The organism is Micromonospora lupini (assembly GCF_026342015.1).
Lineage (GTDB): Bacteria > Actinomycetota > Actinomycetes > Mycobacteriales > Micromonosporaceae > Micromonospora > Micromonospora lupini_B.
On record NZ_JAPENL010000002.1, the window covers coordinates 2,717,448 to 2,739,892 of the forward strand.

General features: G+C 73.5%; 22 protein-coding genes. 9 read left to right on the top strand and 13 right to left on the bottom strand.

What is annotated here, in order from left to right; all coding sequences use genetic code 11:
• Positions 1-54: 54 nt before the first annotated feature.
• The 4 genes from OOJ91_RS27465 to OOJ91_RS27480 all read right to left on the bottom strand — a co-directional run bounded on the left by OOJ91_RS27465 (position 55) and on the right by OOJ91_RS27480 (position 3,381).
• A complete protein-coding gene (locus tag OOJ91_RS27465) occupies positions 55-753 on the bottom strand; it encodes a TetR family transcriptional regulator (protein ID WP_266249460.1) in 699 nt (232 codons plus the stop codon).
• Positions 716-1,210 carry a thiol-disulfide oxidoreductase DCC family protein gene (locus OOJ91_RS27470; protein WP_266249461.1) on the bottom strand — a complete coding sequence of 165 codons (495 nt, stop codon included), beginning with the start codon at positions 1,208-1,210 and terminating at the stop codon, positions 716-718. Before OOJ91_RS27470 ends, OOJ91_RS27465 begins: the two co-directional genes overlap by 38 nt.
• On the bottom strand, positions 1,207-1,791 hold the full coding sequence (locus tag OOJ91_RS27475; protein ID WP_266249462.1) for a hypothetical protein: 585 nt from the start codon (positions 1,789-1,791) through the stop codon (positions 1,207-1,209). The genes OOJ91_RS27470 and OOJ91_RS27475 overlap by 4 nt, the downstream gene beginning before the upstream one ends.
• Positions 1,792-1,926: 135 nt before the next feature.
• Positions 1,927-3,381, bottom strand: coding sequence for a glycoside hydrolase family 3 N-terminal domain-containing protein (locus OOJ91_RS27480; RefSeq protein ID WP_266249463.1), 1,455 nt, complete (start codon positions 3,379-3,381; stop codon positions 1,927-1,929).
• A 166-nt stretch (positions 3,382-3,547) separates the two neighbouring features.
• Between OOJ91_RS27480 and OOJ91_RS27485 the strand changes: the two genes are divergently transcribed.
• A complete protein-coding gene (locus OOJ91_RS27485; RefSeq protein ID WP_266249465.1) occupies positions 3,548-4,723 on the top strand; it encodes an ROK family transcriptional regulator in 1,176 nt (391 codons plus the stop codon).
• 114 nt (positions 4,724-4,837) lie between these two features.
• Here OOJ91_RS27485 and OOJ91_RS27490 read toward each other — a convergent pair whose 3' ends face one another.
• Together OOJ91_RS27490 and OOJ91_RS27495 are read right to left on the bottom strand one after the other, a co-directional pair.
• Positions 4,838-5,854, bottom strand: coding sequence for an ABC transporter permease subunit (locus OOJ91_RS27490; RefSeq protein WP_266249466.1), 1,017 nt, complete (start codon positions 5,852-5,854; stop codon positions 4,838-4,840).
• Positions 5,851-6,861 carry an ABC transporter ATP-binding protein gene (locus tag OOJ91_RS27495; protein ID WP_266249468.1) on the bottom strand — a complete coding sequence of 337 codons (1,011 nt, stop codon included), beginning with the start codon at positions 6,859-6,861 and terminating at the stop codon, positions 5,851-5,853. Before OOJ91_RS27495 ends, OOJ91_RS27490 begins: the two co-directional genes overlap by 4 nt.
• 131 nt (positions 6,862-6,992) lie before the next feature.
• On the opposite strand from OOJ91_RS27495, the gene OOJ91_RS27500 reads away from it, so the two are divergent.
• Positions 6,993-7,835 (top strand): ABC transporter ATP-binding protein, encoded by an 843-nt coding sequence (locus tag OOJ91_RS27500; protein ID WP_266249470.1) that lies wholly within the window; start codon positions 6,993-6,995, stop codon positions 7,833-7,835.
• Between the two features lie 10 nt (positions 7,836-7,845).
• Positions 7,846-8,742, top strand: coding sequence for a ribokinase (locus OOJ91_RS27505; RefSeq protein WP_266249876.1), 897 nt, complete (start codon positions 7,846-7,848; stop codon positions 8,740-8,742).
• A 10-nt stretch (positions 8,743-8,752) separates the two neighbouring features.
• On the opposite strand, the gene OOJ91_RS27510 is transcribed toward OOJ91_RS27505, so the two are convergent.
• Complete coding sequence (locus OOJ91_RS27510; RefSeq protein ID WP_439117131.1) at positions 8,753-9,694, bottom strand: helix-turn-helix domain-containing protein; 942 nt, start codon at positions 9,692-9,694, stop codon at positions 8,753-8,755.
• A gap of 166 nt (positions 9,695-9,860) precedes the next feature.
• On the opposite strand from OOJ91_RS27510, the gene OOJ91_RS27515 reads away from it, so the two are divergent.
• A complete protein-coding gene (locus OOJ91_RS27515; protein WP_266249474.1) occupies positions 9,861-10,319 on the top strand; it encodes a rhodanese-like domain-containing protein in 459 nt (152 codons plus the stop codon).
• A 27-nt stretch (positions 10,320-10,346) separates the two neighbouring features.
• Here OOJ91_RS27515 and OOJ91_RS27520 read toward each other — a convergent pair whose 3' ends face one another.
• Positions 10,347-11,075 (bottom strand): hypothetical protein, encoded by a 729-nt coding sequence (locus OOJ91_RS27520; protein WP_266249475.1) that lies wholly within the window; start codon positions 11,073-11,075, stop codon positions 10,347-10,349.
• A 75-nt stretch (positions 11,076-11,150) separates the two neighbouring features.
• Between OOJ91_RS27520 and OOJ91_RS27525 the strand changes: the two genes are divergently transcribed.
• On the top strand, positions 11,151-12,710 hold the full coding sequence (locus tag OOJ91_RS27525) for an alpha/beta hydrolase (protein WP_266249477.1): 1,560 nt from the start codon (positions 11,151-11,153) through the stop codon (positions 12,708-12,710).
• A gap of 55 nt (positions 12,711-12,765) precedes the next feature.
• Here OOJ91_RS27525 and OOJ91_RS27530 read toward each other — a convergent pair whose 3' ends face one another.
• The 3 genes from OOJ91_RS27530 to OOJ91_RS27540 all read right to left on the bottom strand — a co-directional run bounded on the left by OOJ91_RS27530 (position 12,766) and on the right by OOJ91_RS27540 (position 14,164).
• Positions 12,766-13,137: a DoxX family protein gene (locus OOJ91_RS27530; RefSeq protein WP_266249478.1), complete on the bottom strand. Its 372-nt coding sequence runs from the start codon at positions 13,135-13,137 to the stop codon at positions 12,766-12,768.
• Positions 13,134-13,616, bottom strand: coding sequence for a DUF6232 family protein (locus OOJ91_RS27535; protein ID WP_266249479.1), 483 nt, complete (start codon positions 13,614-13,616; stop codon positions 13,134-13,136). Before OOJ91_RS27535 ends, OOJ91_RS27530 begins: the two co-directional genes overlap by 4 nt.
• A gap of 68 nt (positions 13,617-13,684) precedes the next feature.
• Entirely contained in the window at positions 13,685-14,164 is a 480-nt protein-coding gene (locus OOJ91_RS27540; protein ID WP_266249481.1) for a DUF6232 family protein, read from the bottom strand.
• A 98-nt stretch (positions 14,165-14,262) separates the two neighbouring features.
• Here OOJ91_RS27540 and OOJ91_RS27545 point away from each other — a divergent pair, with 98 nt between their 5' ends.
• The 4 genes from OOJ91_RS27545 to OOJ91_RS27560 all read left to right on the top strand — a co-directional run bounded on the left by OOJ91_RS27545 (position 14,263) and on the right by OOJ91_RS27560 (position 18,700).
• Positions 14,263-15,036 carry an enoyl-CoA hydratase/isomerase family protein gene (locus tag OOJ91_RS27545; protein WP_266249483.1) on the top strand — a complete coding sequence of 258 codons (774 nt, stop codon included), beginning with the start codon at positions 14,263-14,265 and terminating at the stop codon, positions 15,034-15,036.
• Positions 15,037-15,129: 93 nt separating this feature from the next.
• Complete coding sequence (locus OOJ91_RS27550; RefSeq protein ID WP_266249485.1) at positions 15,130-16,752, top strand: acetolactate synthase; 1,623 nt, start codon at positions 15,130-15,132, stop codon at positions 16,750-16,752.
• Between the two features lie 170 nt (positions 16,753-16,922).
• Entirely contained in the window at positions 16,923-17,894 is a 972-nt protein-coding gene (locus OOJ91_RS27555; RefSeq protein WP_266249488.1) for an ATP-binding cassette domain-containing protein, read from the top strand.
• Complete coding sequence (locus tag OOJ91_RS27560; RefSeq protein WP_266249490.1) at positions 17,891-18,700, top strand: ABC transporter permease; 810 nt, start codon at positions 17,891-17,893, stop codon at positions 18,698-18,700. The genes OOJ91_RS27555 and OOJ91_RS27560 overlap by 4 nt, the downstream gene beginning before the upstream one ends.
• Here OOJ91_RS27560 and OOJ91_RS27565 read toward each other — a convergent pair.
• Positions 18,684-22,016 (bottom strand): BTAD domain-containing putative transcriptional regulator, encoded by a 3,333-nt coding sequence (locus OOJ91_RS27565; RefSeq protein WP_266249493.1) that lies wholly within the window; start codon positions 22,014-22,016, stop codon positions 18,684-18,686. The genes OOJ91_RS27560 and OOJ91_RS27565 overlap by 17 nt on opposite strands.
• A complete protein-coding gene (locus OOJ91_RS27570) occupies positions 22,013-22,429 on the bottom strand; it encodes a PLD nuclease N-terminal domain-containing protein (RefSeq protein WP_266249495.1) in 417 nt (138 codons plus the stop codon). Before OOJ91_RS27570 ends, OOJ91_RS27565 begins: the two co-directional genes overlap by 4 nt.
• Positions 22,430-22,445 lie beyond the last annotated feature (16 nt).

Here is a 22,445-nt window from a genome sequence, read left to right on the forward strand (position 1 = left end):
AGTGTCGAATAACGGACTTGACCTGCGGCGGAGCCGACCGACGGGCTGAACCGGTCAGTGACGCAGCGTGCGGATGAGGTCGAGCACCTGTCGGGTCACCGGGCGGAGCACCCGCAACCGCGACAGCGCGACCAGCCTGTCGATGAGCGGCACCACGCCGTCGATCAACTGCCGGGTCTTGACCTGACCGGGTGACCGGTCGTGTACCCAGTAGAGGACGACGCCCATGTACGCCAGCCAGAGCAGCTCGGGTAGCTGAGGGCGCAGCTCCGCGTCCACCTTGGCGGTCGAGCCGGTCAGCACCTCGGCGAACAGGTCGATCGCCGCCTGCCGGGGCCCGGACGACTCGGCGGAGAAGGGGCTGAGTGGAGAGGTCGGCTCGGCCGCGGTCTTGAAGAAGGTCGCCGCGAAGTCGTGCGACGGGGTCAGCACGTCGATGCCGGCGTGCAGCACCCCGGCCAGCCGCGCGCCGAACGCCTCCTCCCGGTCGAGCACCGGTTGGGCCGCCGCCCGGATCTCGACCTGGGACTGGGCGTAGAACTCCTGGATCAGGTGGTCCTTCGAGCCGAAGTAGTAGTAGGCGTTGCCCACCGCGACACCGGCTTCCTGCGCGATCGCCCGCATCGTGGTCTGGGCATAGCCGCGCTCCCGGAACAGCCGCATGGCGGTGTCCCGGATCAGCAGCCGGGTCTGCTCGCCCCGGGCGGTCGCAGGTTCACCGGCAGTGGTCGTCTGCGCAGGTTGCTCGGTCATCGGGGTCACGGTATCCCGCCGGATCGTCGATCGGCTCGGCCCACGGATCGCGAACCCGCTCCCGGATCGCGGAGGCGGTCGCCACCACCTGCCGGGCCAGCGGCAACAGGTGAGGCCGGGACAGCCGCTCGGCCGCCGACCGGTGGTCGGCCAACGCCCAGAGGTAGGCGAACCAGGCGCCGTCGCCCGCGTACACCTCGCCGGTGTCGGCCACGACTGTCAGGTCACGCAGCGTCGCGTCGTGGTCCAGGCCGGGGAAGCGCCGCCGGGCCTCGGTCGAGCCCGCCGGCACGAACTCCAGGGGTACGAGCTGGGCGCGGGACGAGAGCCACCGGCGGGCGGCCCGGCAGAGCGGGCAGTTCGCGTCGAACAGGACTGTGAACCCCCGGATCCCACCGCCCCCGTGAGCGGTGGGATCCGGGAGCCGGCCGACGCCGTGGGCCGGTGGCACGGTCATCGGGTCGGTGGGTTGTTCGCCGGCCCGGCGCTCTGCTGCGGTGCCGCTGGCTGCGGTCCGGCCGGGTACCCGCCCGTCGGCTGCGGTCCGGCCGGATACCCGCCGGCCGGGTGTGGTCCGGCCGGGTACGCGCCGACCGGCTGCGGTCCGGGCGGGGCGGACGGCATGGGGAGTCGGCCGATCGGAGCGATCGGGGGGTGGGTGGCGAGCTGGCGGAGTCGGTTGCGGCGGTAGCGGCCCAGTGCGAAGACGTTGAAGAAGTGCAGCGCGCCGAGCACGAGGAGCACGAGACCGATCTTGAGGGACAGCTCCTCCATGGCCTGGCTGGTGGTGAGCACCGGGTCGGAGTGCTTCATGGCCACCGTGACGTAGCCGAGGTTGAGCAGGTAGAAGCCGACCACGAGGAGGCTGTTGACGGCTCGGGCGAGTCGTTCGTCGGCGAACACCTCCTCCAGGAAGACCTGCCCGTTGCGGGACAGCGCCCGAGCCACCCAGATGGTCAGGCCGACACTGACCGCGAGGTAGATCACGTACATCCAGACCTTGATGTCCATGGGGACGCCTTCCTTGAACGTGTTCAACTACCGACGACGTCAGCCTAGGGCGATTGTTGAACATGTTCAAGAAGGGGCGACGAGTGACTGTGGACACTGTCGCGCCACACTGGGGTGCGCCATCCGGTCGAGCCCTGGAGCCCGCCCGGACGGCGCCCAGGCTCAGTGGGTCAGGCCGAGCACCTCGGCCGCAGCGCGGCCGTTGGCGTGGCTCGCGCCGTACGTGGTGACGAAGGCACGTACGCCAGTTGGGCGCCACTGTGCCGGCCAGCCCATCTCCACCACTGTCACCGGATGCGCCGCGGCCAGGTCGGCGATCAGTTCCGGGCCGCCGGGCAGCCGGTGCAGGTGCCGCCCGACAAGCACGATGGGGCGGTCGCCGGCCAACCGGCGCAGAGTCGCCGGATCGGTCTCAGTGGCGATCACCCGGATCTCCGGCACGCCGTCCAGGTGGGGGCCGAGGCCCCACGGCACCCGTCCCTCGGCGATTGTGGACTCGGTGTGCAACTGCACCACAAGTGGCTGGTCCAGGCCGGTGAGCAGGCCGTCCACCCGGACCGCGCGGCGCGCTGCGGCGTACCCCAGCTCGGGGTCCTCGGTGGTGGGTGACCCGCCGGCGGTCCGGGTCCAGGCGGCGAGCGCGGCGGCGCGGCCGGCCGCCTCCTCGACCCGCGCGATCGGCAGCCGGCCGTCGGCGGTCGCCTCGACGATCTCGGTGGCCGCCCGCTCGACAAGCGCGGCATCGACAGTCGCGCCGACGCAGAGCAGGTCGGCGCCGGCCGACAGGGCCCGGACCGCGGCCGGCCCGACACCCCCGGCGGCCACCGCGGCGCCCTTCATCTCCAGCGCGTCGGTGATCACCGTGCCGGTGAAGCCGTACTCGGCACGCAGCAGGTCGACCAGGACGGCCCGGCTGAAGGTGGCCGGATCGTCGCCGGTGAGCGCCGGCACCCGGATGTGCGCCGTCATCACGGCACGTGCCCCGGCGGCGACGACCGCGGCGAACGGCGGCAGGTCCCGCTGGCGCAGCAATTCCAGTGGTACGTCGACAGTGGGCAGTTCGTGGTGGGAGTCGGTGACTGTGGCGCCGTGGCCGGGGAAGTGCTTGGCGCAGGCCGCGACACCTGTGGCCTGCAGACCGCTCACGGCGGCGGCCGAGTGGGCGGCCACCCGGACCGGATCGGCGCCGAACGAGCGGGTGCCGATCACGGGGTTGTCGTCGGCGGTGTTCACGTCGACGGTGGGGGCGAGGTTGACGGTGATGCCGAGCGCGGCCAGCTCGGCGCCGATCGCCCGGTAGACCCGTCGGGTCAGCGCCACGTCGTCGACAGCGCCGAGGGCGGCGTTGCCGGGGTACGGGCTGCCGGTGGCGTGCGCCAGCCGGGTCACGTCGCCACCCTCCTCGTCGATGGCGATCAGCACGTCCGCCCGGCCGGCGCGCAGCGCGGCGGTGCTCGCCGCCACCTGGGCGGGGTCGTGCACGTTCGTGCCGAACAGGGTGTGCCCGGCCAGTCCGTCGGCCACCAGGTCGACCGCCCAGTCGGGCGGGACCGGCCCCGGGTACGCGGCGAGCAACGTGCCCAGCGCGAGCCGACGCAGTCCTGGATCGAGCCCCACGTGATCTCTCCCTTCGGTCCTCCCGGGCACGAACGTCGTACCCGCGGTGGTCGTCGCCCTGCCGGGTCGGCCGAGCACTATGCCTCCGGGTGGCCGTTACGCTACGGCTACCCGTTCGCAGGTCGGTTTACAGTTAGCAAGGTTTACTAAAACTAGAGGACGTGGCATGAGTGCGACCCGGCTGCCCGGCACCCCCCGCCTGTTGCGGGCGCTCAACGACCGTGCGGCGTTGGAACTGCTCCTCGAGCGCGGGCCGCTCACCCGGGCCCGGCTCGGCGAGCTGACCGGCCTGTCCAAGGTCACCGCCTCGCAACTCGTCGAGCGGCTGGAGGAGCGCGGCCTGGTCAGCCGGGTCGGCGAGCAGGCCGGCGGGCGGGGGCCGAACGCCCAGCTCTACGCGGTGCGTCCGAGCAGCGCCCACGTCGTCGGGGTGGACGTCGGGCCGGACCGGGTGGTGGCCGCCTGCGCCGACATCACCGGCGCCGTCATCGGCAGGGTGGAGCAGTCGACGCGGGACACCGACGACCCGGTGGGCGTGGTGCACAACGCCGTGGTGCAGGCAGCCAGCAGCGCCCAGGCGCAGCTCAGCAGCGTACGGCGGATCGTGCTCGGCACGCCGGGCCTGGTCGATCCGCACACCGGCGACATCACCTTCGCCTTCAACCTGCCGCGCTGGCACAGCGGTCTGCTCGGCGCGCTGCGCGACGACCTGCACACACCTGTGGTCTTCGAGAACGACGTCAACCTGGCAGCGGTGGCCGAGGCGCAGTCCGGCGCCGCGCAGGGAGTGGCCGACTTCGTGCTGGTCTGGGTGGGCGCCGGCGTCGGCCTGGCGATCATGCTGGGTGGCCGCCTGCACCACGGCAGCAGCGGCGCGGCCGGCGAGATCGGCTACCTGCCGGTGCCCGGAGCGCCCATCCCGCGCGACGTCTCGCGTCGTGCCAAGCCGGCCTTCCAGCAGGTGATCGGCGGCGACTCGGTACGCGCGGTGGCCCGCGAGCACGGCTACCCGGACACCGACGCCGCCGAGGCCGTCCGCGCGGCAGTCGCCGGTGGCGCGGCCGGCGGCCCGATGCTCGACGAGCTGGCCCGTCGGCTCGCGCTCGGCGTGGCAAGCACCTGCGTGGTGCTCGACCCGCCGTTGGTCGTGCTTGCCGGCGAGGTCGGCCAGGCCGGCGGGGCGGCACTCGCCGACCGGGTGCAGCGGGAGGTCGCGGCGATCACCCTGGTTCGGCCACGTGTGGTGCCCACCGGCCTCACCGAGGAGCCGATCCTGCGCGGCGCGCTGCGCACCGCGTTGGACGCCGTCCGCGACGAGGTGTTCGGCTCCACCGTCGGCTGAGCCCGCTGGAGCGGTCATGTGAAGGAATATTTCACCGCAGGCCATCAAGCTGCAAGCTCTTGCCGGTGCTCTCGCCGGGCCGCCCCACTCGCTGCGGACGGCCCGGCGAGCCACTCAGAGCAGGTCGCGGCGACGGAACACGGCGAACGCCGCAACTGTCAACCCGCCGGTGATCGCGAGCAGCACCACAAGCGAAGGTCCCCAGGTCAGGCTGTAGTAGCCCGAGCAGGAGCCGGTGCCGGAGCTGCTCGTGCAGAGCTGGTTGTCCCAGAAACGCGCCTCGCCGTTGAGCCACGCCCCGATGTGGCTGGAGAGCATCAACCGGTCCGGCCGCCGGGCGTCGACGATCTCCAGCACCAGCCGCGCGCCCAGCTCCCACAACACCGTGTACGCGGCGGCCGCGCCGAGCGCCGCCGAGGTGTGTCGGCCCAGCGTCGCGATGGCGAAGCCCAGCGCGGCGGCCAACAGCACCAGCACCAGGCCACGGCCGTGCACGGCGCCCAGCGAACGCCAGAAGTCGTCCCCGGGCTGACCGCCCAACCCGGCGGTCTGCCCGATCACCCAGAAGGTGGCCAGGTAGACCAGGGAGGCCCCCACGGCCAGCGCCAACACCGTGCCGAGCAGGGTGCCCAGCTTCGTGCCGAGCACCGTCAGCCGGCGCGGCCGCCACAGCAGCAGGTTCACCACCCCACCGGAGTTCAGATCCGCCCCGACGTACGAGGCGCCCACCAGGAACCCGAACAGCACCAGGAACGCGATGAGGAAGTACAGCAGCGGGCGTGCCTGCTGCTCGAAGCTGAACACCCCGGGCAGGTAGTCGGCAGCGATCGGCAACCGGTCCTGCCGGATCGGGTCGAGCTCCGCGCAGTCGGTCGCGAAGAAGTCGTCCGTGTCGCCGGGCAGGGTCGTGCTGTTCTGCCGGGCCAGGCACTGCTGGTGGGTGGCCTCCATGCCGCGCAGCGCCTCGGCGGCCTTCGTCCGCGCCGAGCTGAGCTCGGCCGCGCTCGGCCGGTGCGAGCCGGCCAGGGTGGTCGCCGCGGTGACGGCGAACGCCAGCGCCAGCAGGACGACCATGAGCTGCACGAAGCGGCGCGCGGACAGCCGCTCCAACTCGGCCCGGACCAGGTTCACGCGTCCACTCCCCGTACGTCGAGATCGATCACCACGGCGCCGTCGGCGCCCGGCGGCAGCGGCGAGTCGTCGACCTGGCGGGGCACCGACTGATGCTCGCCGGCGCCGGTCAGCTCCAGGAAGACGCTCTCCAGATCGGGCCGCAGCGGCGTCAACTCGCCCACCCACAGCCCCTGCTCGCCCAGCACCCGGCTGATGACGGTCGGATCGGTCACCCCGCTCACCACAAGCGCCTCGCCGTCGACGACCGCCGCGAGCTCCGCCTCGTGCAGCAGGTCGGCGGCGCGCTCCGGCTCGGCAACCCGGACCAGGAACTCGTGCCGGTCGTGGCCCGCCAGCACCTCGTCCACCCGGCCGGCCGCGACCCGCCGCCCCCGGGAGATGATCGTGACGTGGTCGCAGATCAGTTGGATCTCGCCCAGGATGTGGCTGGACACCAGCACTGTCACCCCGGCCGCCGCGAGCGACCGCATCAGGTCGCGCATCTCGCGGATGCCCGCCGGGTCGAGGCCGTTCGCCGGCTCGTCCAGGATGAGCAGCTGCGGATCCTTCAGCAGCGCGGACGCCACCGCCAGGCGCTGCTTCATGCCCAGCGAGTAACCCTTCACCCGATCGTCGCCCCGGTCATGCAGGCCGACCAGCTCCAGCGCCTCGTCCACCCGGGAGATCGACACCCCGCCGGCACGGGCCAGCAGCCGCAGTGTGCGACGCCCGGTGAAGTTGCCGAAGAACTGTGGACTCTCCACGATCGCGCCTACCCGACCGGCCACCCGGGGCAGCAGCTCCGGCGACGGCTGGCCGAGCACAGTCATCCGTCCGCCGTCGGCCCGGACCAGGCCGAGCAGGGCGCGCAGCGTGGTGGTCTTGCCGGAGCCGTTGGGCCCCAGGAAACCGTGGATCTGCCCCGCCTCGACCAGCAGGTCGAACCCGTCGACCGCCACCCGCTTACCGTGGCGCACGCTGCGAAAGGTCTTGCGCAGACCCTCGATCTCGATGACCGCGCTCATCCGCGCGGCTCCGTACGTCGATCGGGCATCTGTCGTCCTCCGGTTGTGGTGATCAACGACACGGTGCCTCACCCTATGACCGGGGCGCCGCCCATGGGGGGCGCCCCGGCGCTGCGTGGTTGGATGGTCGGGTGACTGGTGACCTGATCCCCGGCGCTGCCGGCGTCGCGCCTGCCGCCGCACCCGTGGACCCGGATCTGGTGGTCAGCCTCGACAGCGTCGGCGTACGCCGCTCCGGCACCGCCCTGCTGCAGGACCTGACCTGGCGGGTCGAGCTGGACGAGCGCTGGGTGGTGCTCGGCCCCAACGGCGCGGGCAAGACCACCCTGCTCAACCTGGCCGCCGGCCGACTGCACCCCACCACCGGCGTCGCACACGTGCTCGGTGAGCGGATCGGCCGCACCGACGTCAACGAGCTGCGTACCCGCATCGGGCTCTCCACCGCCGCGCTCGCCGAGCGGGTGCCCGCCGACGAGCAGGTGAGCGACGTGGTGGTGACCGCCGCCTGGTCGGTGGTCGGGCGCTGGCAGGAGAGCTACGAGCGTGGCGACGAGGCGCGGGCGCGGGCGCTGCTCAGCCAGCTCGGCGTGGGCAACCTCGCCGAACGCCGCTACGGCACCCTCTCCGAGGGCGAACGCAAGCGCGTCCAGATCGCCCGGGCACTGATGACCGACCCGGAGCTGCTGCTGCTCGACGAGCCCAGCGCCGGCCTCGACCTGGGTGGCCGCGAGGACCTGGTCGCCCGGCTGGCCGAGCTGGCGTACGACCCGGACGCCCCCGCCATGGTGCTCGTCACCCACCACGTGGAGGAGATCCCGCCCGGGTTCACCCACGCGCTGCTGCTGCGCGAGGGCGCCGTCGTCGCCCAGGGTCTGCTCGCCGAGACGTTGACAGGCGACAACCTCTCCAAGACCTTCGGTCTGCCGCTGGTGGTCGAGCGGTCCGGCGACCGCTACACCGCGCGCGCCGCCTGAGCGGGTGACCGTGCCGCAGACCCGGGTGGCAGTGGTGGGCAGCGCCAACATGGACCTGGTCGCGATGGCCCCGTCGCTGCCCCGACCGGGCGAGACCATGCTCGGCACCGACTTCGTGATGGTGCCCGGCGGCAAGGGTGCCAACCAGGCCATCGCCGCGGTCCGGGCCGGCGCCTCCTGCGCCTTCCTCGGCGCGATCGGCTCCGACGCGTTCGGCGTCACGCTGCGGGCCCGGATCACGGCGGCCGGCGTGGACACCGACCACCTGCGGGTCGTCTACGGCACCTCCGGTGTGGCGCTCGTGATGGTCAACGCCCAGGGCGAGAACGCCATCCTGGTCACCCCCGGCGCGAACGACGCGCTGGTCGCCCTCACCGACGAGGAACTGGCCACGGTACGCGGGGCGGACGTCCTGGTCGCCCAACTGGAGATCCCGGTGCCGACGGTGACCGCCGCCGCGCTTGCCGCCCGCGCCGCCGGCACCCGGGTCATCCTCAACGCCGCACCGGCCCGGGACCTCCCGCCGGAACTGCTCGGGGCTGTGGACCTGCTGGTCGTCAACGAGGGCGAGGCGCAGGCGTTCACCGGTCGGGGCCGGGAGGAACCGCGGGCGCTGCTCGACCTGGTGCCCCGCGCCGTGCTCACCCTCGGCGACGCGGGCGCCTGGTACGTGGACCGGGACGGCACCGAGGCGCACGTGCCCGCGGTCCGGGTCGACGTGGTCGACTCCACGGCGGCCGGCGACGCGTTCACCGCCGCCCTCGCGGTCGGCTGGGGCGAGGGACGGGACGTCGTCGACGCGGTGCGCTGGGCGGCGGCGGCCGGCGCGGCCTGCGTCCGGAAGCTCGGCGCCTCGGTGGCGCTGCCGCGCCGCGCCGAGATCGACGAGCTGTACGCGCCGGGCTGACCCGCCCGCGCTACACCGCCCGGCCGCCCGCCGTCGTGCCCGTGCGGAAGGCCCGACGGTACGCCGACGGCGAGGTCAGCATGACCCGACCGAAATGGTGGCGATAGGTGACCGGGCTGCCGAAGCCCACCGCGCCGGCGATCTGCTCGACCGGGGCGTCGGTCTCCTCCAGCAGCGCCAGGCTGGCCCGGACCCGCTTGTCGATCAGCCATCGGATCGGACTGCTCCCGGTGGCTCGGGCAAAGTGCCGCAGGTAGGTGCGGGGTGACATGTGCGCCTGCCCGGCGAGTCGAGCCACGGTCAGCGGTTCGGCGAGGTGCGCGAGCGCCCAGTCGATGCTGCGGGCGATCCCGTCGTCGTCCGGTCCGGTGGTCACCGGCGCCTCGACGAACTGGGCCTGCCCACCGTCGCGGTGTGGGGGGATCACCAACCTCCGGGCGACCGCGTTGGCGATCGCCGCGCCATGGTCGCGCCGTACCACGTGCACGCACAGGTCGAGCCCGGCGGCGCTGCCGGCGCTTGTGAGCAGGTCTCCGTCGTCGAGGTAGAGCACGTCCGGGTCCACCTCGACCCGCGGATACCGCTGTGCCAACAGCTCGGCGTACTGCCAGTGGGTGGTGGCCCGCCTCCCGTCCAGCAGCCCGGCTCCGGCCAGCGCGAAGGCGCCAGAGCAGATCGACATGATCCGCGCGCCGCGCTGGTGTGCCCGGAGCAGGGCGCTCACCACCTCGGGTGCGGGGTCGGCGGTCACGTCGGGTACGCCGGGGACGATGACCGTCTGCGCCGCGGCCAGCTCCGCCAGGCCGTACGGGGTGTGCAGGCTGGCCCCGCCGACGACAGGTACCGGCCCGGGCCGCTCGGCGCAGACCATCAGGTCGTACCAGTCGACGTCGAACTCGGGTCGGGGCAGCCCGAACACCTCGGTGACGATTCCGGACTCGAACATCGACATCCCCGGGTACGCGAGCAGGGCGACGCGATGTCCGGCGGCCGGTCGCCGGGCAGTCGGCACCGGGAGTGGAGTGGCGGCCACAACGCGGCTCGGCATGGCGGGATATTAGCGCAGGAGGTCGTTCCCGCCACTCGTCCGGAGCTGGGAGGGCAGCCAGGATCGGTGCATGACCTTCACCTTCGCCGTCCCGGCAGCCGACCCGGCCACCGCCTCCGCCCACCTCCTCGCCCGCCTCAGCGTCCAGACCGATGTCAGCGACGTGCACGCCGACCTGTCCGCCCGTACTCCCGGGTTGGTGGTCGTCGACTCCCGGGGGGAGGCGGCCTGGGCGCAGGGTCACCTGCCGGGAGCGGTGCACCTACCCACAGCCGATATCGCCGCCCGGGCTGCGGGGCTGATCCCGGAGGGTTCGGCGGTGGTCACCTACTGCTGGGGCCCGGGCTGCAACGGCGCAACCCGGGCCGCTCTGGAGTTCGCCCGGCTCAGTTACCCGGTCAAGGAGATGCTCGGCGGGTTCGAGTACTGGGTGCGGGAAGGCTTGCCGGTGGTCACCGGGGCCGGGGTGGTCCGCCGGCCGGTCGACGACCTGACCGCGCCACTGTCGTCGATCACCTGCGACTGCTGACGAAGCGGTGAACGGACCGGCGCGGGCTCAGCCGGCGGGTTCGTCGCTGAGCTTCTCGCCGCGCCGCCGAAGCATGCCGAGGCCGGGGATGCCCGCCACGGCGAGCTTGAGGTCACGGGTGACGTCCAGCAGGTCGTGCAGGTCGGGCCCGACCCGGTCAAGCGTCGCCAGGATCGGCAGGATGTCGGCGGTCAGGTGCTCCTTGAGTTTGGGCAACTCGTCGATCAGGTGGATCGCCGCGGTGATCTCCTCGTGACTCAGCTCCTCGACGAACCTCTCGGTCATCGGTGCGGCCCGCCGCAACGCCGGCTCGTACGCCGCCAGCAGTTCCGCCGCCGTGGCGGCCGCCTGCGCGGCGGTGCCCACGGTGACCGCGGCGTTGCCGGTCACCGCCTCGGCCTCGGTGACCACCGTGCCGGCGACCTGCGCGACCTTCTCCGCCTCGGTGACCACCACGGCGGCGGCAGTCGCCACCTCGCTGGCGGTGTCGATGGCGGTGGTCGCCGCGGCGCTGATCACCGCCACCTCGCGGACCGCCGCCTCGGCGTCGCTGAGCACCCGGTCGGTCCGGTCCAGGGTCGTCTCGATCCGATCCACCACGCCGTTGATCCTGGCCAGCAGCGCCTCCACCCCGTCCAGCACCGCGAACGCACGGGCGGGCACGGCGGCGAACGAGGCGGCCGAGCCGAGCGCCTGGTCGAGGGCGGAGCGGGTCAGGCCGACCACGGCCGTGGGGGTGGGGAGGGGAATCGCCATGGGACCAAGTGTGCGTCGGCCCGGCCACAACCGCTCGTGGGCGAGTGGTGGGGCGTCCGACGGTAGGGTGCCGGCATGTCGGCCGCCTCGCCGCACCACCCGCCGAGCACCCGCGCCGCCGCCCTGCTCGCCGTGCTCGCGGCGCTGGCCGCCGCGCTCGGCACGGCGGTGCTGGTCCGCGCGGACGCCGGCCTCTCCGTGCGGGAGGTCACCGTCGGCGGCGTACCGATGACCGAGGTACGCGCCGGCCCGCCGACAGCGGACGCCCGGCGTCCCGGTGTGGTGATCGCGCACGGATTCGCCGGCTCGGCGCGACTGATGCGCCCGATCGCCGACACCGTGGCCCGCCGGGGAGCGGTCGCGTTGCTGTTCGACTTCGCCGGGCACGGCGCCAACTCGGCCCGACTCGGCCCCGACATGTCACCGGCGACGCTCGCCGCCGACCTGGACGCCGCGGTCGGCTACCTGCGTACCCGGCCCGACGTCGACCCGGCCCAGATCATGCTTGTCGGGCACTCGATGGGCGCGGGCGCGGTCACCAGGTACGCGGCCGGTCACCCCGAGATCGCCCGGACCTTGGCGATCTCGCTGCCCGACGCCGGTGAACTGCCGCCCGGGCACCCGGCGGAGCTGCTGCTCATCGTCGGCGGGGCGGAGTTTCCCGCGTTCCGGCGCGCGGCCGACGACGCCGCTCGGCGCGGCGCGTCGGTGGGCCGACGGCCAGCCGTGGTGGTGCCCGGCGTGGAGCACATCTCGGTGCTCTTCGCCCCGCGTACCCACGAGGAGATCGCCGACTGGCTGCCCAGCGTCGACGGGACCGCGTCGCCCCGACCGCTCGTCCGGCTCGCCGGGGCGGCGCTGCTGGTGCTCGCGTTCGCCGTCGGCGTCGTCCCGTTGGCGGCCCTGCTCCTGGGCCGGCGGGCCACCGGCCACCAGGCGCCGGCGGGCAGCCCAGCGAGGGTCGGGGAGATTGTGCCGCTCGGTGGCCCGGCCCTGCTCGGGTTGGCGGTCCTCGCGACCGGATTCGGCGCGGTCGTCGCGGCGGTGCTGCCGACCAACCGGCTCCCGCTCGCGGTCGGCGGCTACGTCACCGGGTTCCTGCTGGTCAGCGGCCTCCTGGTGATCGCCGGCCAACGTTGGCTGCCCGGTGCGGCGCGAACGCCGGGCCCGGCGCGAATGCCCGGCGCGGTCCTCGACCCGGCGGACGGCCGTGCGCCGGCGGGCACCGTCGTCGCGGCGCTGGCCCTGACGGCGTACGCGGTCCTCGCCGTCGCGCTGCCGATCCATCTGGGCCTGACCTCGGCGCTGCCGGTCGGCGCCCGCTGGTGGCTGCTTCCGCTGGTGGTGGCCGGCTGCCTGGTGTTCCTGCTGGGCGTCGAGCTGGTCGCCGCCGGCCGGGCCTGGCGACACCTGCTGGTCGTCGCGGTCACCGTGCTCGTGTTGAGCACCTCGGCGGTGGTCGGCGTGGCACCCGGGTTCGTGCTGCTTGTGGTGCCGTTGTTCGCCGTACTACTCGGCTGGCACGTGCTGTGGGCGGCCGTGCTGCGCCGGTACGCGGCCCCACGCTGGCTGCCGGCCCTCGTGGGCGCGGCTCTGCTGGGCTGGCCGATCGCCACCACCCTGCCGTTGCGCTGACCAGCTCCGCCGTGCCACTGGCCGCTGGCCGCCGTGCCACTGGCCGGTGGTCGGTCTACCGGCCGGCGCGGGCGACGCGCAGCGCCCACCACACCAGCGGCACCTGTAGCGGCACCCGGCCGTAGGCGATGGCCCGCTTCGTCGGTCGGCGGTGCCGCCAGTCCACAGCCATCTTCACGTTGGCCGGCAGCACGGCGACGAACAGCGCGGCGGCCGCCCGACCTCCGGCCCGCCGGGTGGCCGGGTGTGCCACAGCCGCCGCGACAGCCAGCTCGGCGACGCCGCTGGCATACGTCCAGAGGCGGGCCGGTCCGGGCAGCGCACGCGGCACGATCGGGTCGTAGAGGCGGGGGCGGAGCAGGTGGGTGACGCCGGCGGTGGCGAGCAGCCCGGCGAGGGCGACTGCCTCGCCGCGACGGGTGGTCATCGATGGTCCCCCTGCTGCTCGACGGCGCGCTGCACGGCCCGGTAGATCTGCCCGAACCGTAGCGCGTCGGGTGTGCGCAGCAGCATGTGCTCCTGGCCGTGGTGCTGCACCCACAGCTCGTGCACGTGGCTGCCGCGCTCGTAGGAGCGGTCCAGCCAGCCGAGGGGGATCTCCAGGAACGGGGCCAGTGCCAGCGCCCCCACCGCGCAGGCGGCGAGGATGATCAGCGCCAACTGCCAGTTGCCCCGGTCCTGAGCGGACCAGGCAAGCGAGACCACGCAGACCAGCCCGACGAGGGGCGGCAGGGACAGCAGCAGGACCAGCACGCCGCGACCCAGCACCCGGCCGCGGACGGCGAGGGTCTTCGGCCCTCGTTCGTGCCAGACGAACGTCACGTCGGGCAGGGCGATCACCTGACCGCCCGCCCGGATCGACTCGGAGGTCACCTGCACCGCGTCGTCCCGGTAATAGAGGGTCATCACTAAGCCTAACCACCGCCAGGCAAACCCGCAGCGCCCACACGTGCGGCGGAGAGGCGAAGTGAGGGTCAGCGGCGGGCGGCGGGGCGGGCCGGCTGGGTGTGCTCCATCGCCCGCTGCACCGCCCGGTAGATCTGACCGAAGCGCAGCGCGTCGCCGGTCTGCAGCAACCGCACCGGTTGCCCCCGCCAGCGTGCCCAGATCTCCAGGTGCCGGCTGCCCCTGGCGTACGAGCGGTCCAGGTGTTCGAAGAGGAAGTCGGCGACCGGGCCGACGGCCAGCCCGACCAGCACCGAGGCGCCGACGATCGCGATCGTCACGGTGGGGGAGCGGTGCAGCCAGACGGCCAGGCCGATGCCGAGCACGGCCGCGACCAGCGGGCCGGCCAGCGCGGCGCCGAGCGCGCCCCGCCCGACAAGCACCCGCCAGGAGCGGCTGCCCCGGCGGTGCCAGACCATGGTGATCTCGGCGAGCGAGTAGTTGCGGCCGTCGACCCGGACGGCGGTGGAGGTGACCTGCACCGACCTGTCGTCGTAATACGTGATCATGGCTGGACTCCCGCCCGCGGGGCTGACACCACACTACTTACCCCAACGAGCCGGGTCGTAAGGTTGGCACGCGACTTCGACGAGGAAGTGAGGGCAGCGTGGGCGAGTTCGTTCGGCTGGAGACCACTGACGGCATCGGTACGATCCGGCTGGAGCGGCCGCCGATGAACGCGCTCAACACCCAGGTGCAGGAGGAGTTGCGCGCCGCCGCGACGGCCGCCACCGCCGACCCCGAGGTCCGTGCCGTCATCGTGTACGGCGGGGAGAAGGTCTTCGCCGCCGGGGCGGACATCAAGCAGATGGCCGAGATGTCCTACGTGGACATGGCCGAGCGGGCCGCGAACCTGTCCAGCGCCCTCGGCGCGATCGCGCGGATCCCCAAGCCGGTGGTGGCGGCGATCACCGGGTATGCCCTCGGCGGTGGCTGCGAGCTGGCGCTGGCCTGCGACTGGCGGGTGGTTGCCGAGGACGCCAAGCTCGGTCAGCCGGAGATCAAGCTGGGCGTCATCCCCGGCGCGGGTGGCACCCAGCGACTGGCCCGCCTGGTCGGGCCGGCGCGCGCGAAGGACCTGATCATGTCGGGGCGGATGGTGGACGCGCAGGAGGCGCTGCGGATCGGCCTGGCCGACCGGGTCGTACCGGCCGCCGAGGTGTACGACGCGGCAGTCGCGCTCGTCACGCCGTACCTCAGGGGGCCTGTGCAGGCGCTGCGCGCGGCGAAGCTGGCTGTCGACGGCGGCCTGGACATGGATCTGAACTCGGGCCTGGCGTGGGAGAGCCAGCTCTTCGCGGCGCTGTTCGCGACAGACGACAGGCGCGAGGGCATGGCGGCGTTCGTCGAGAAGCGCAAGCCTGACTTCACCGGCCGCTGACGCCCGGTCCGGCGGTGAACCGAGAACGGTTCACATTATGCCTACCGGCCAGTAGCGTGGGGCTTCGATCATGAGCGACGAAGAGGAGCGGCGATGACGGAGCGGATCGAGGGTCACGGCGGAGAGCTGGCCCTCGCGGCACTACGCGCGCACGGCGTACGGGAGATGTTCACGCTGTCCGGCGGGCACGTCTTCCCGCTGTACGACGCCGCGCACAAGGCCGACTTCCCGATCTACGACGTCCGGCACGAGCAGTCCGCGGTCTTCGCCGCCGAGGCGGTGGCCAAGCTCCAGCGCCGTCCCGGCCTCGCCGTGCTCACCGCCGGCCCCGGCGTCACCAACGGCATCTCGGGCATGACAAGCGCCTTCTTCAACGCCTCCCCGGTGCTGGTGCTCGGTGGCCGGGCGCCCGCCTTCCGTTGGGGGTCGGGCAGCCTCCAGGAGATGGACCACCTGCCGCTTGTCGCCCCGGTCACCAAGCACGCCGAGACGGTGTTCAGCACCGACGACATCCCGCGCGCGGTGGACGCCGCCCTCACCGCCGCGCTCACCCCGCACCGGGGCCCGGTCTTCCTGGACTTCCCGCTGGAGACTGTCTTCTCGGTCGCCGACGCCGACCTGCCCGCGCCGTCCGGCGTCGACGCCGTCGAACCGGACCCGGACGAGGTCGGCCGGGCCGCGAGCCTGATCGCCGGCGCGCAGCGGCCGGTCATCATCGCCGGCTCGGACGTGTACGCGGGCGACGCGGTCGCCGCCCTGCGCGAGGCCGCCGAGGCGCTTCAGGTGCCGGTCTTCACCAACGGGATGGGCCGCGGCTCGCTGCCGCCGGAGCACCCCCTCGCCTTCGCCAAGGCCCGCCGCGCCGCGCTCTCCGGCGCCGACGTCGTCGTCGTCGTCGGCACGCCGCTTGACTTCCGGCTCAGCTTCGGTGACTTCGGCGACGCCAAGGTGGTGCACATCGTCGACGCGCCAAGCCAGCGCGCCACGCACGTGCAGCCGGCCGTCGCCCCCGCCGGTGACCTGCGCCTGATCCTCTCCGCGCTTGCCGACCACGCCGGTGACCGGGCCGACCACAGCGACTGGATCGCCGACCTGCGCACCGCCGAGGACGCAGCCCGCGCCCGCGACGCGGCCGAGATGGCCGCCGAGACCGACCCGATCCGGCCGGCCCGCGTCTACGGCGAGCTGCGCCGGGCGCTCGCCCCCGACGCGATCACCATCGGTGACGGCGGCGACTTCGTCTCGTACGCCGGTCGGTACCTGGAGCCCGCGCAGCCCGGCACCTGGCTGGACCCGGGCCCGTACGGCTGCCTGGGCACCGGCATGGGTTACGCGATGGGCGCCCGGGTCAGCCACCCGGACCGGCAGATCTGCGTGCTGATGGGCGACGGCGCGGCCGGGTTCTCGCTGATGGACGTCGAGTCACTGGTCCGGCAGAAGCTGCCGGTGGTGATCGTCGTCGGCAACAACGGCATCTGGGGGTTGGAGAAGCACCCGATGCGGGCCATGTACGGCTACGATGTCGCCGCCGACCTCCAGCCCGAGCTGCGCTACGACTCGGTGGTCAGCGCGCTTGGCGGCGCGGGGGAGACGGTCGCGAAGGCCGCCGACCTTCAGCCGGCCCTGCAGCGGGCGTTCGACGCCGGAGTGCCGTACCTGGTGAACGTGCTCACCGACCCGACCGACGCGTACCCCCGCTCGTCGAACCTGGCCTGAGTCGCACCCGCCGCCGCCGTCGCCCCTCGCGGGCGCGGCGGCGCGGCGTCTTCCCGCAGCTAAATAGGCGGAATGTCAGCGTCGGCCGTCGTAACGTCAGCGCGGGAACGGCGGGATGTCAGCCCTGTCGCCCATGGTGGTGTCATCACCCGCAGACGACAGGAGTTGCGATGGACCACGCGATCCGCGCCGAGGGTCTGGTGCGGCGTTTCGGCGCCACCACCGCCCTCGCCGGAGTTGATCTGGCGGTCCCCACGGGGACGGTCTTCGGTCTGCTCGGGCCGAACGGCGCCGGCAAGACCACTGCGGTACGGGTGCTCGCCACCCTGCTGCGCGCCGACGAGGGACATGCCACGGTGGGCGGGTTCGACGTGGTCCGCGACGCTCACCGCGTGCGTCAGCTCATCGGTCTCACCGGCCAGTACGCCTCGGTCGACGAGACCCTGACCGGCGCGGAGAACCTGCTGCTGATCGGGCGGTTGCTCGGGCTCGGTCGGGCCGACGCCAAGCGGCGGGGCCGGCAACTGCTCGACGACTTCGGGCTCAGCGACGCCGCCGACCGGGCCGTGAAGACGTTCTCCGGCGGGATGCGGCGGCGCCTGGACCTCGCCGCCAGCCTGGTGGGTCGGCCGCAGGTGCTGTTCCTCGACGAGCCGACCACGGGTCTGGACCCGCGCAGCCGCAACGACCTGTGGGACATCGTCCGCACGCTTGTCGCGGACGGGGTGACGGTGCTGCTCACCACCCAGTACCTGGAGGAGGCCGACCAGCTCGCCGGTGAGATCGCCGTGGTCGACCACGGGCGGGTGATCGCCCAGGGCACGCCGGAGGAGCTGAAGGCCAGGACCGGCGGGCAGACCCTCACCGTGCGCCCGGTCGACGTCGCCGATCTCGCCACAGTGATCGCCATCGCCGGCGAGGTGGCCGGCGTGACCCCCGACGTCGCGCAGACCGCGGTCACCGTCGCGGTGAACGATCCTCGCGTGCTGCCCGTCATGGTGGGCCGCCTCGACGCGGCCGAGATCCCGGTCGCCGAGCTGGCGCTGCGCGGCGCCAGCCTGGACGAGGTCTTCCTCTCCCTGACCGGCCACCGGGCAGAGGACGCCCCGGCCGACACCGATCTGGAAAGGACCCCGGCATGACCGCCGTGACCCTCAGCCCCGCGCTCGCCCCGGCCCGCCGACTCGGCGTCGCCGCCGGGCTGCGGCACACCTTCACGCTGGCCTGGCGCAGCCTGGTGCAGATCAAACACAACCCGATGGAGCTGCTCGACCTGAGCATCCAGCCGGTGATGTTCGTGCTGCTGTTCACCTACGTCTTCGGCACCGCAATCGCCGGCTCGTCCGGCGAGTACCTCACCTTCATGCTTCCCGGCATCATGGTGCAGAACGCCCTCTTCGCCACGATGACGACGGGGTTCGGGCTGAACAACGACCTCACCAAGGGCGTCTTCGACAGGCTGCGGGCGCTGCCCATCGCCAGGTGGGCGCCGCTTGCCGGCCGGATCCTCGCCGACACCGTCAAGCAGGCGTGGTCGATCGCGCTGCTGCTCGGCGTCGGGTCGATCCTCGGGTTCCGGGTCGGCAACGGCGTGCTCGGCGTGGTGGGGGCGTTCGCGCTGCTGCTGGCGTTCACGCTTGCCGCGTCCTGGATCTCGGTGCTGGTCGGGGTGCTGGTGAGCGAACCCGACAAGGTGCAGATCTTCGGCTTCATGGTGATCTTCCCGTTGACCTTCACCAGCAACATCTTCGTGCCGACCGACCGGATGCCGGGCTGGTTGCAGAACTGGGTGGAGGTCAACCCGGTGACAGTGGTGGCCGACGCGCTGCGCGGGCTGCTCGTCGGCGGGCCGGTGGCCGGGCCGGTGCTCCAGACGCTGCTCTGGGGCGCCGGCATCGCGGTGGTCTTCGCGCCGCTGGCCGTACGCGGTCTCAAGCGTCGAGTGTGACCCGCAGCAGCTCCGGCACCCCGTCCGACCGGACGCGCCGGCCGCCCGCGTACGCCTCGGTGAACTCCGACTCGCCGAGCGCCGCGCGGGCGGCCAGCGCCACCCGGATCGCGTCAAGCGCGCCCTGGTCGTCGCCGCCGCGTACCCCGTCGGCCGCGCCGAGCACGGTGGCCGCCACGGCCGGCCGCCCGCTGCGCAGGGCGAGGTCCGCGTAACCGACAAGCGTGATCGCGACCACCGGCGCGTCGCCGGAGGCGAGCGCCAGCTCCAGGGCCTGGTCCAGGTGGGTACGGGCGACCGTCAGCTCCCCCTGGGCCGCGGCGACGTGCCCGAGTGAGGTGGCCAGCATGGCACTCCACTGCGGAGCGATGCTCCGCCGACGGACCAGCTCCGCGGCCCGGTCCGCCCAGTGGGCCGCCTGCTCCCAGTCACCGCAGTCGCGCAGCAGCTCCGCCCAGACGGCGGCGATTCCGGCCCGCGGCTCGTCGGCGCCCAGCCGCTCGGCCTCCTCCTGCGCCTCGGTGAGCAGCGTACGGGCCAGCTCGTGCTCGCCCACCTGCCAGTACAGCTGAGCCAGTCGGGACCGCATCTGCGGCACGTCCTCGGCGGCGCCCAGCTCCTCGACGTCGCTCAGGGCGGCGCGGAGCTGGTCGATGGCGAAGTCCCGGTCGCCGGTCCGACCGGCCAGGTCGGCGAGCGAGAAGCGCGTGGTGGAGAGGCCCCACCGGTCCCCGACGCCGCTGAACAGCTCCAACGCGGCACGGAAGTCGTCGGCCGCGCCCTCCGGCGGCACGCCCAGGTTGAGCTGGGTGTGCCCGTGCATCATGCGGGCCGCCCCGGCCACCCACGGGTCCTCGTCGGTGAAGAGCCTCCGCAGCGCGGCCAGCCCCTGCACCTGCGTCGCCGGGTCGAACATCAGGGTCATCGCTCCGGCCATCCGCAGCAGGGGCGAGTCGGCGCCGCCGTCGGCAAGCGCCACCGTCCTGCCCATCCACACCTGGGCCGTCTCGAAGTCGGCGTGGGCGCTCAGGGTGTTCAACGCCCCGGCCAGGTATGCGGTGGCCAGCGCGGTCGCGGTCGGCGCGCCGTCGTCTCCGCCCGGCCGTCCGACGGGCCGCTCGGCCAGGGCGAGCACCTCGCGGGCGAGGTCCGCGCCCTCCAGTCGGTTGCCGCGCGACCACCAGTACCACCCGAGCGCGCCTGTCAACCGGACCGCCCGGGTGACCTCGTCGGCCCCGATCGCCCAGCGCAGCGCGCCGTGCAGATTGTCGTGCTCCGCGCGCAGCCACCGGACCCAGCGCAACTGGTCCCGGCCGCGCAGCTCCGGGTCGGCCCGCTCGGCGAGCTGGAGGAACTCGTCGGCGTGTGCCCGCCGGACCCGCTGCTCCTCACCCGCCTCGCCCAGCCGGTCGAGCCCGTACTCCCGGATCGTCTCCAGCATCTGGTAGCGCGGTTCGCCGGCATCGCTGGCGATGACCAGCGACTTCTCCACCAGGGCGAAGAGCCGGTCGAGGACCTCGGACGCGGCCAGTTCGCCGCCGCCGCAGACCCGCTCCACGGCGGCGGCCGTCGCGCCGCCGGTGAAGACGGCGAGTCGCCGCCACAACGCCCGGTCGGCCTCGTCGAGCAGGTCCCAGCTCCAGTCCACCACCGCGCGCAGCGTCTGGTGGCGGGGCAACGCCGTGCGGCTGCCGCCGGTGAGCAGCCGGAACCGATCGTCCAGCCGGGTCGCGACCTGCTCGGCCGTCATGGCGCGCAACCGGGCGGCGGCCAGCTCGATGGCGAGCGGCATGCCGTCAAGCGACCGGCAGATGCTCACCACCGGCCCGACCGTGCGGTCGTCCACCTGGAAGTCCTGTCGCACCGCGGCGGCCCGGTCGGCGAAGAGCCGCACCGACGGGTACGTCAGCGCGGTGACCGGGTCGGCCCCGATGGGCGGCTGCTCCAGTGACTCGACGGGGTGCAGCGCCTCGCCGGTGATGCCCAGCGGCTCCCGGCTGGTGACCAGCACCCGTACGCCCGGGCAGGCGGCGAGCAGCCGGTCGGCCAACTCGGCGGCGGCGTCCAGCAGGTGCTCGCAGTTGTCCAGGACCAGCAGCGCTCGTCGGCTGGCCAACGCGTCGATGGCCCGGACGGTCGGCTCGGTGGCCTCCCCGGGTGGGATCCGGGACCGGCTGCCGGCGAAGAACGCCTGCTCCCGGAGGCCGAGCGGGCCCAGCAGCGCCTGTGGCACCTCGGCCGGGTCGGTCACCGGTGCCAGTTCGACGAGCCAGACCCCGTCCGGGAACCGCGCCGCCACCTCGCGGGCGGACTCGATCGCGAGTCGGGTCTTGCCGGCGCCCCCGGGCCCGGTGAGGGTCACCAACCGAGCGCGGTCGAGCAGGGCGCCGACCCGGTCGACTGCCGCTTCCCGGCCGACGAAGCTTGTCAACGCCGTCGGCAGGGCGCCCTGGCCTCGGGCCGCCGCCGAGGGTGCGGGCGCGCTGCGGGGCGCGGTGTCGGCGTCGGACGGGGCGGGGTCGACCCGTTGACCGCGCAGCACCGCCAGGTGCAGGGCGGCCAGCTCCGGACCGGGATCGGCGCCGAGCGTGTCGGCAAGGTCGGTGCGGAGCCGCTCGTACGCGGCGAGCGCCTCGGACGGGCGGCCCGCCCGGTGCAGGGTGCGGATCAGCTGGCCGGCCAGCCGCTCCCGCAGCGGGTGGACGGTGACCAGCTCCCGCAGCCACGGCACCAGGTGCGCGGGATCCTCGAGCGCCGAACGGGCCTCGATCAGCTCCTCGGTGGCGGTGAGCCGCAGCTCGTCCAGCCGGGCCAGCGGGGCGCGGGCGAACGGGGCGTCGGCCACGTCGGCCAGCGCTGACCCGCGCCACAGCGCGAGCGCCTCGTCGAGCAGCTTGCGGGCGGCTCCCGGGTCGGCGGGCAGCAGCGCCCGGCCGGCGAGCACAGCGGCCTCGAACCGGTGCAGGTCGACGGCCTCCGGGTCGACTGTGAGCTGGTATCCGCCGGGACGCGCGTCGACTCCGAGCCCGGGCACGGCCCGGCGGAGCCGGGAGACCAGCGCCTGGAGCGCGTTACCCGCGGCGGCCGGCGGCTCGTCCTCCCAGAGGGCGTCGACCAGGTGCGCGACGCTCATCACCCGGCCGGGCGCCAGGGCCAGCAGGATCAGCAGCCGGCGCAGCCGCGCACCGTGGATCTCGATAGTCGTCGTCGGATCGACCCGGACCTGCAACGGGCCGAGCAGGCTGATCTGCACTCCGCCGATTGTGCCGCCCGCCGGGCCGTACGCCGGCACCGGCGCGGCCGGGCTGCTGTTCACACCTCCGGCCGGTCACCCTCACGGGGCGGCTCACCGTCGCGGCGGCGCAGGTCGTCCTCACGCCGACGCAGGTCCTCCTCCCAACGGCGGAAGAGTTCCTGGTCCTGCTGGCGGGAGCGGTCCTGCACGGAGCGGAGGAACTCCGGGTCGTCGTCGGGAGCGAGCGGGCGGCGCGGCTGCCGTTCGGTGGAGCCGCCGCCGGCCGGCCACGCCCTGCGCGTCGCGGGGTCGGGCTCCCGTCCGGCGACGAACCAGGCGATCGACCCGACCAGGGGGAAGAACAGGATGATCAGCACCCAGGCGATCCGGGGCAGGGCGCGGATCTGGCCCTCCTCGGCGGAGAGGCAACTGATCAGCGCGCAGACGGCGAGGACAATCTGCACCAGGAAGAGGAGAACGTACAGCCGGGCCATGCACCCATCATGGCGC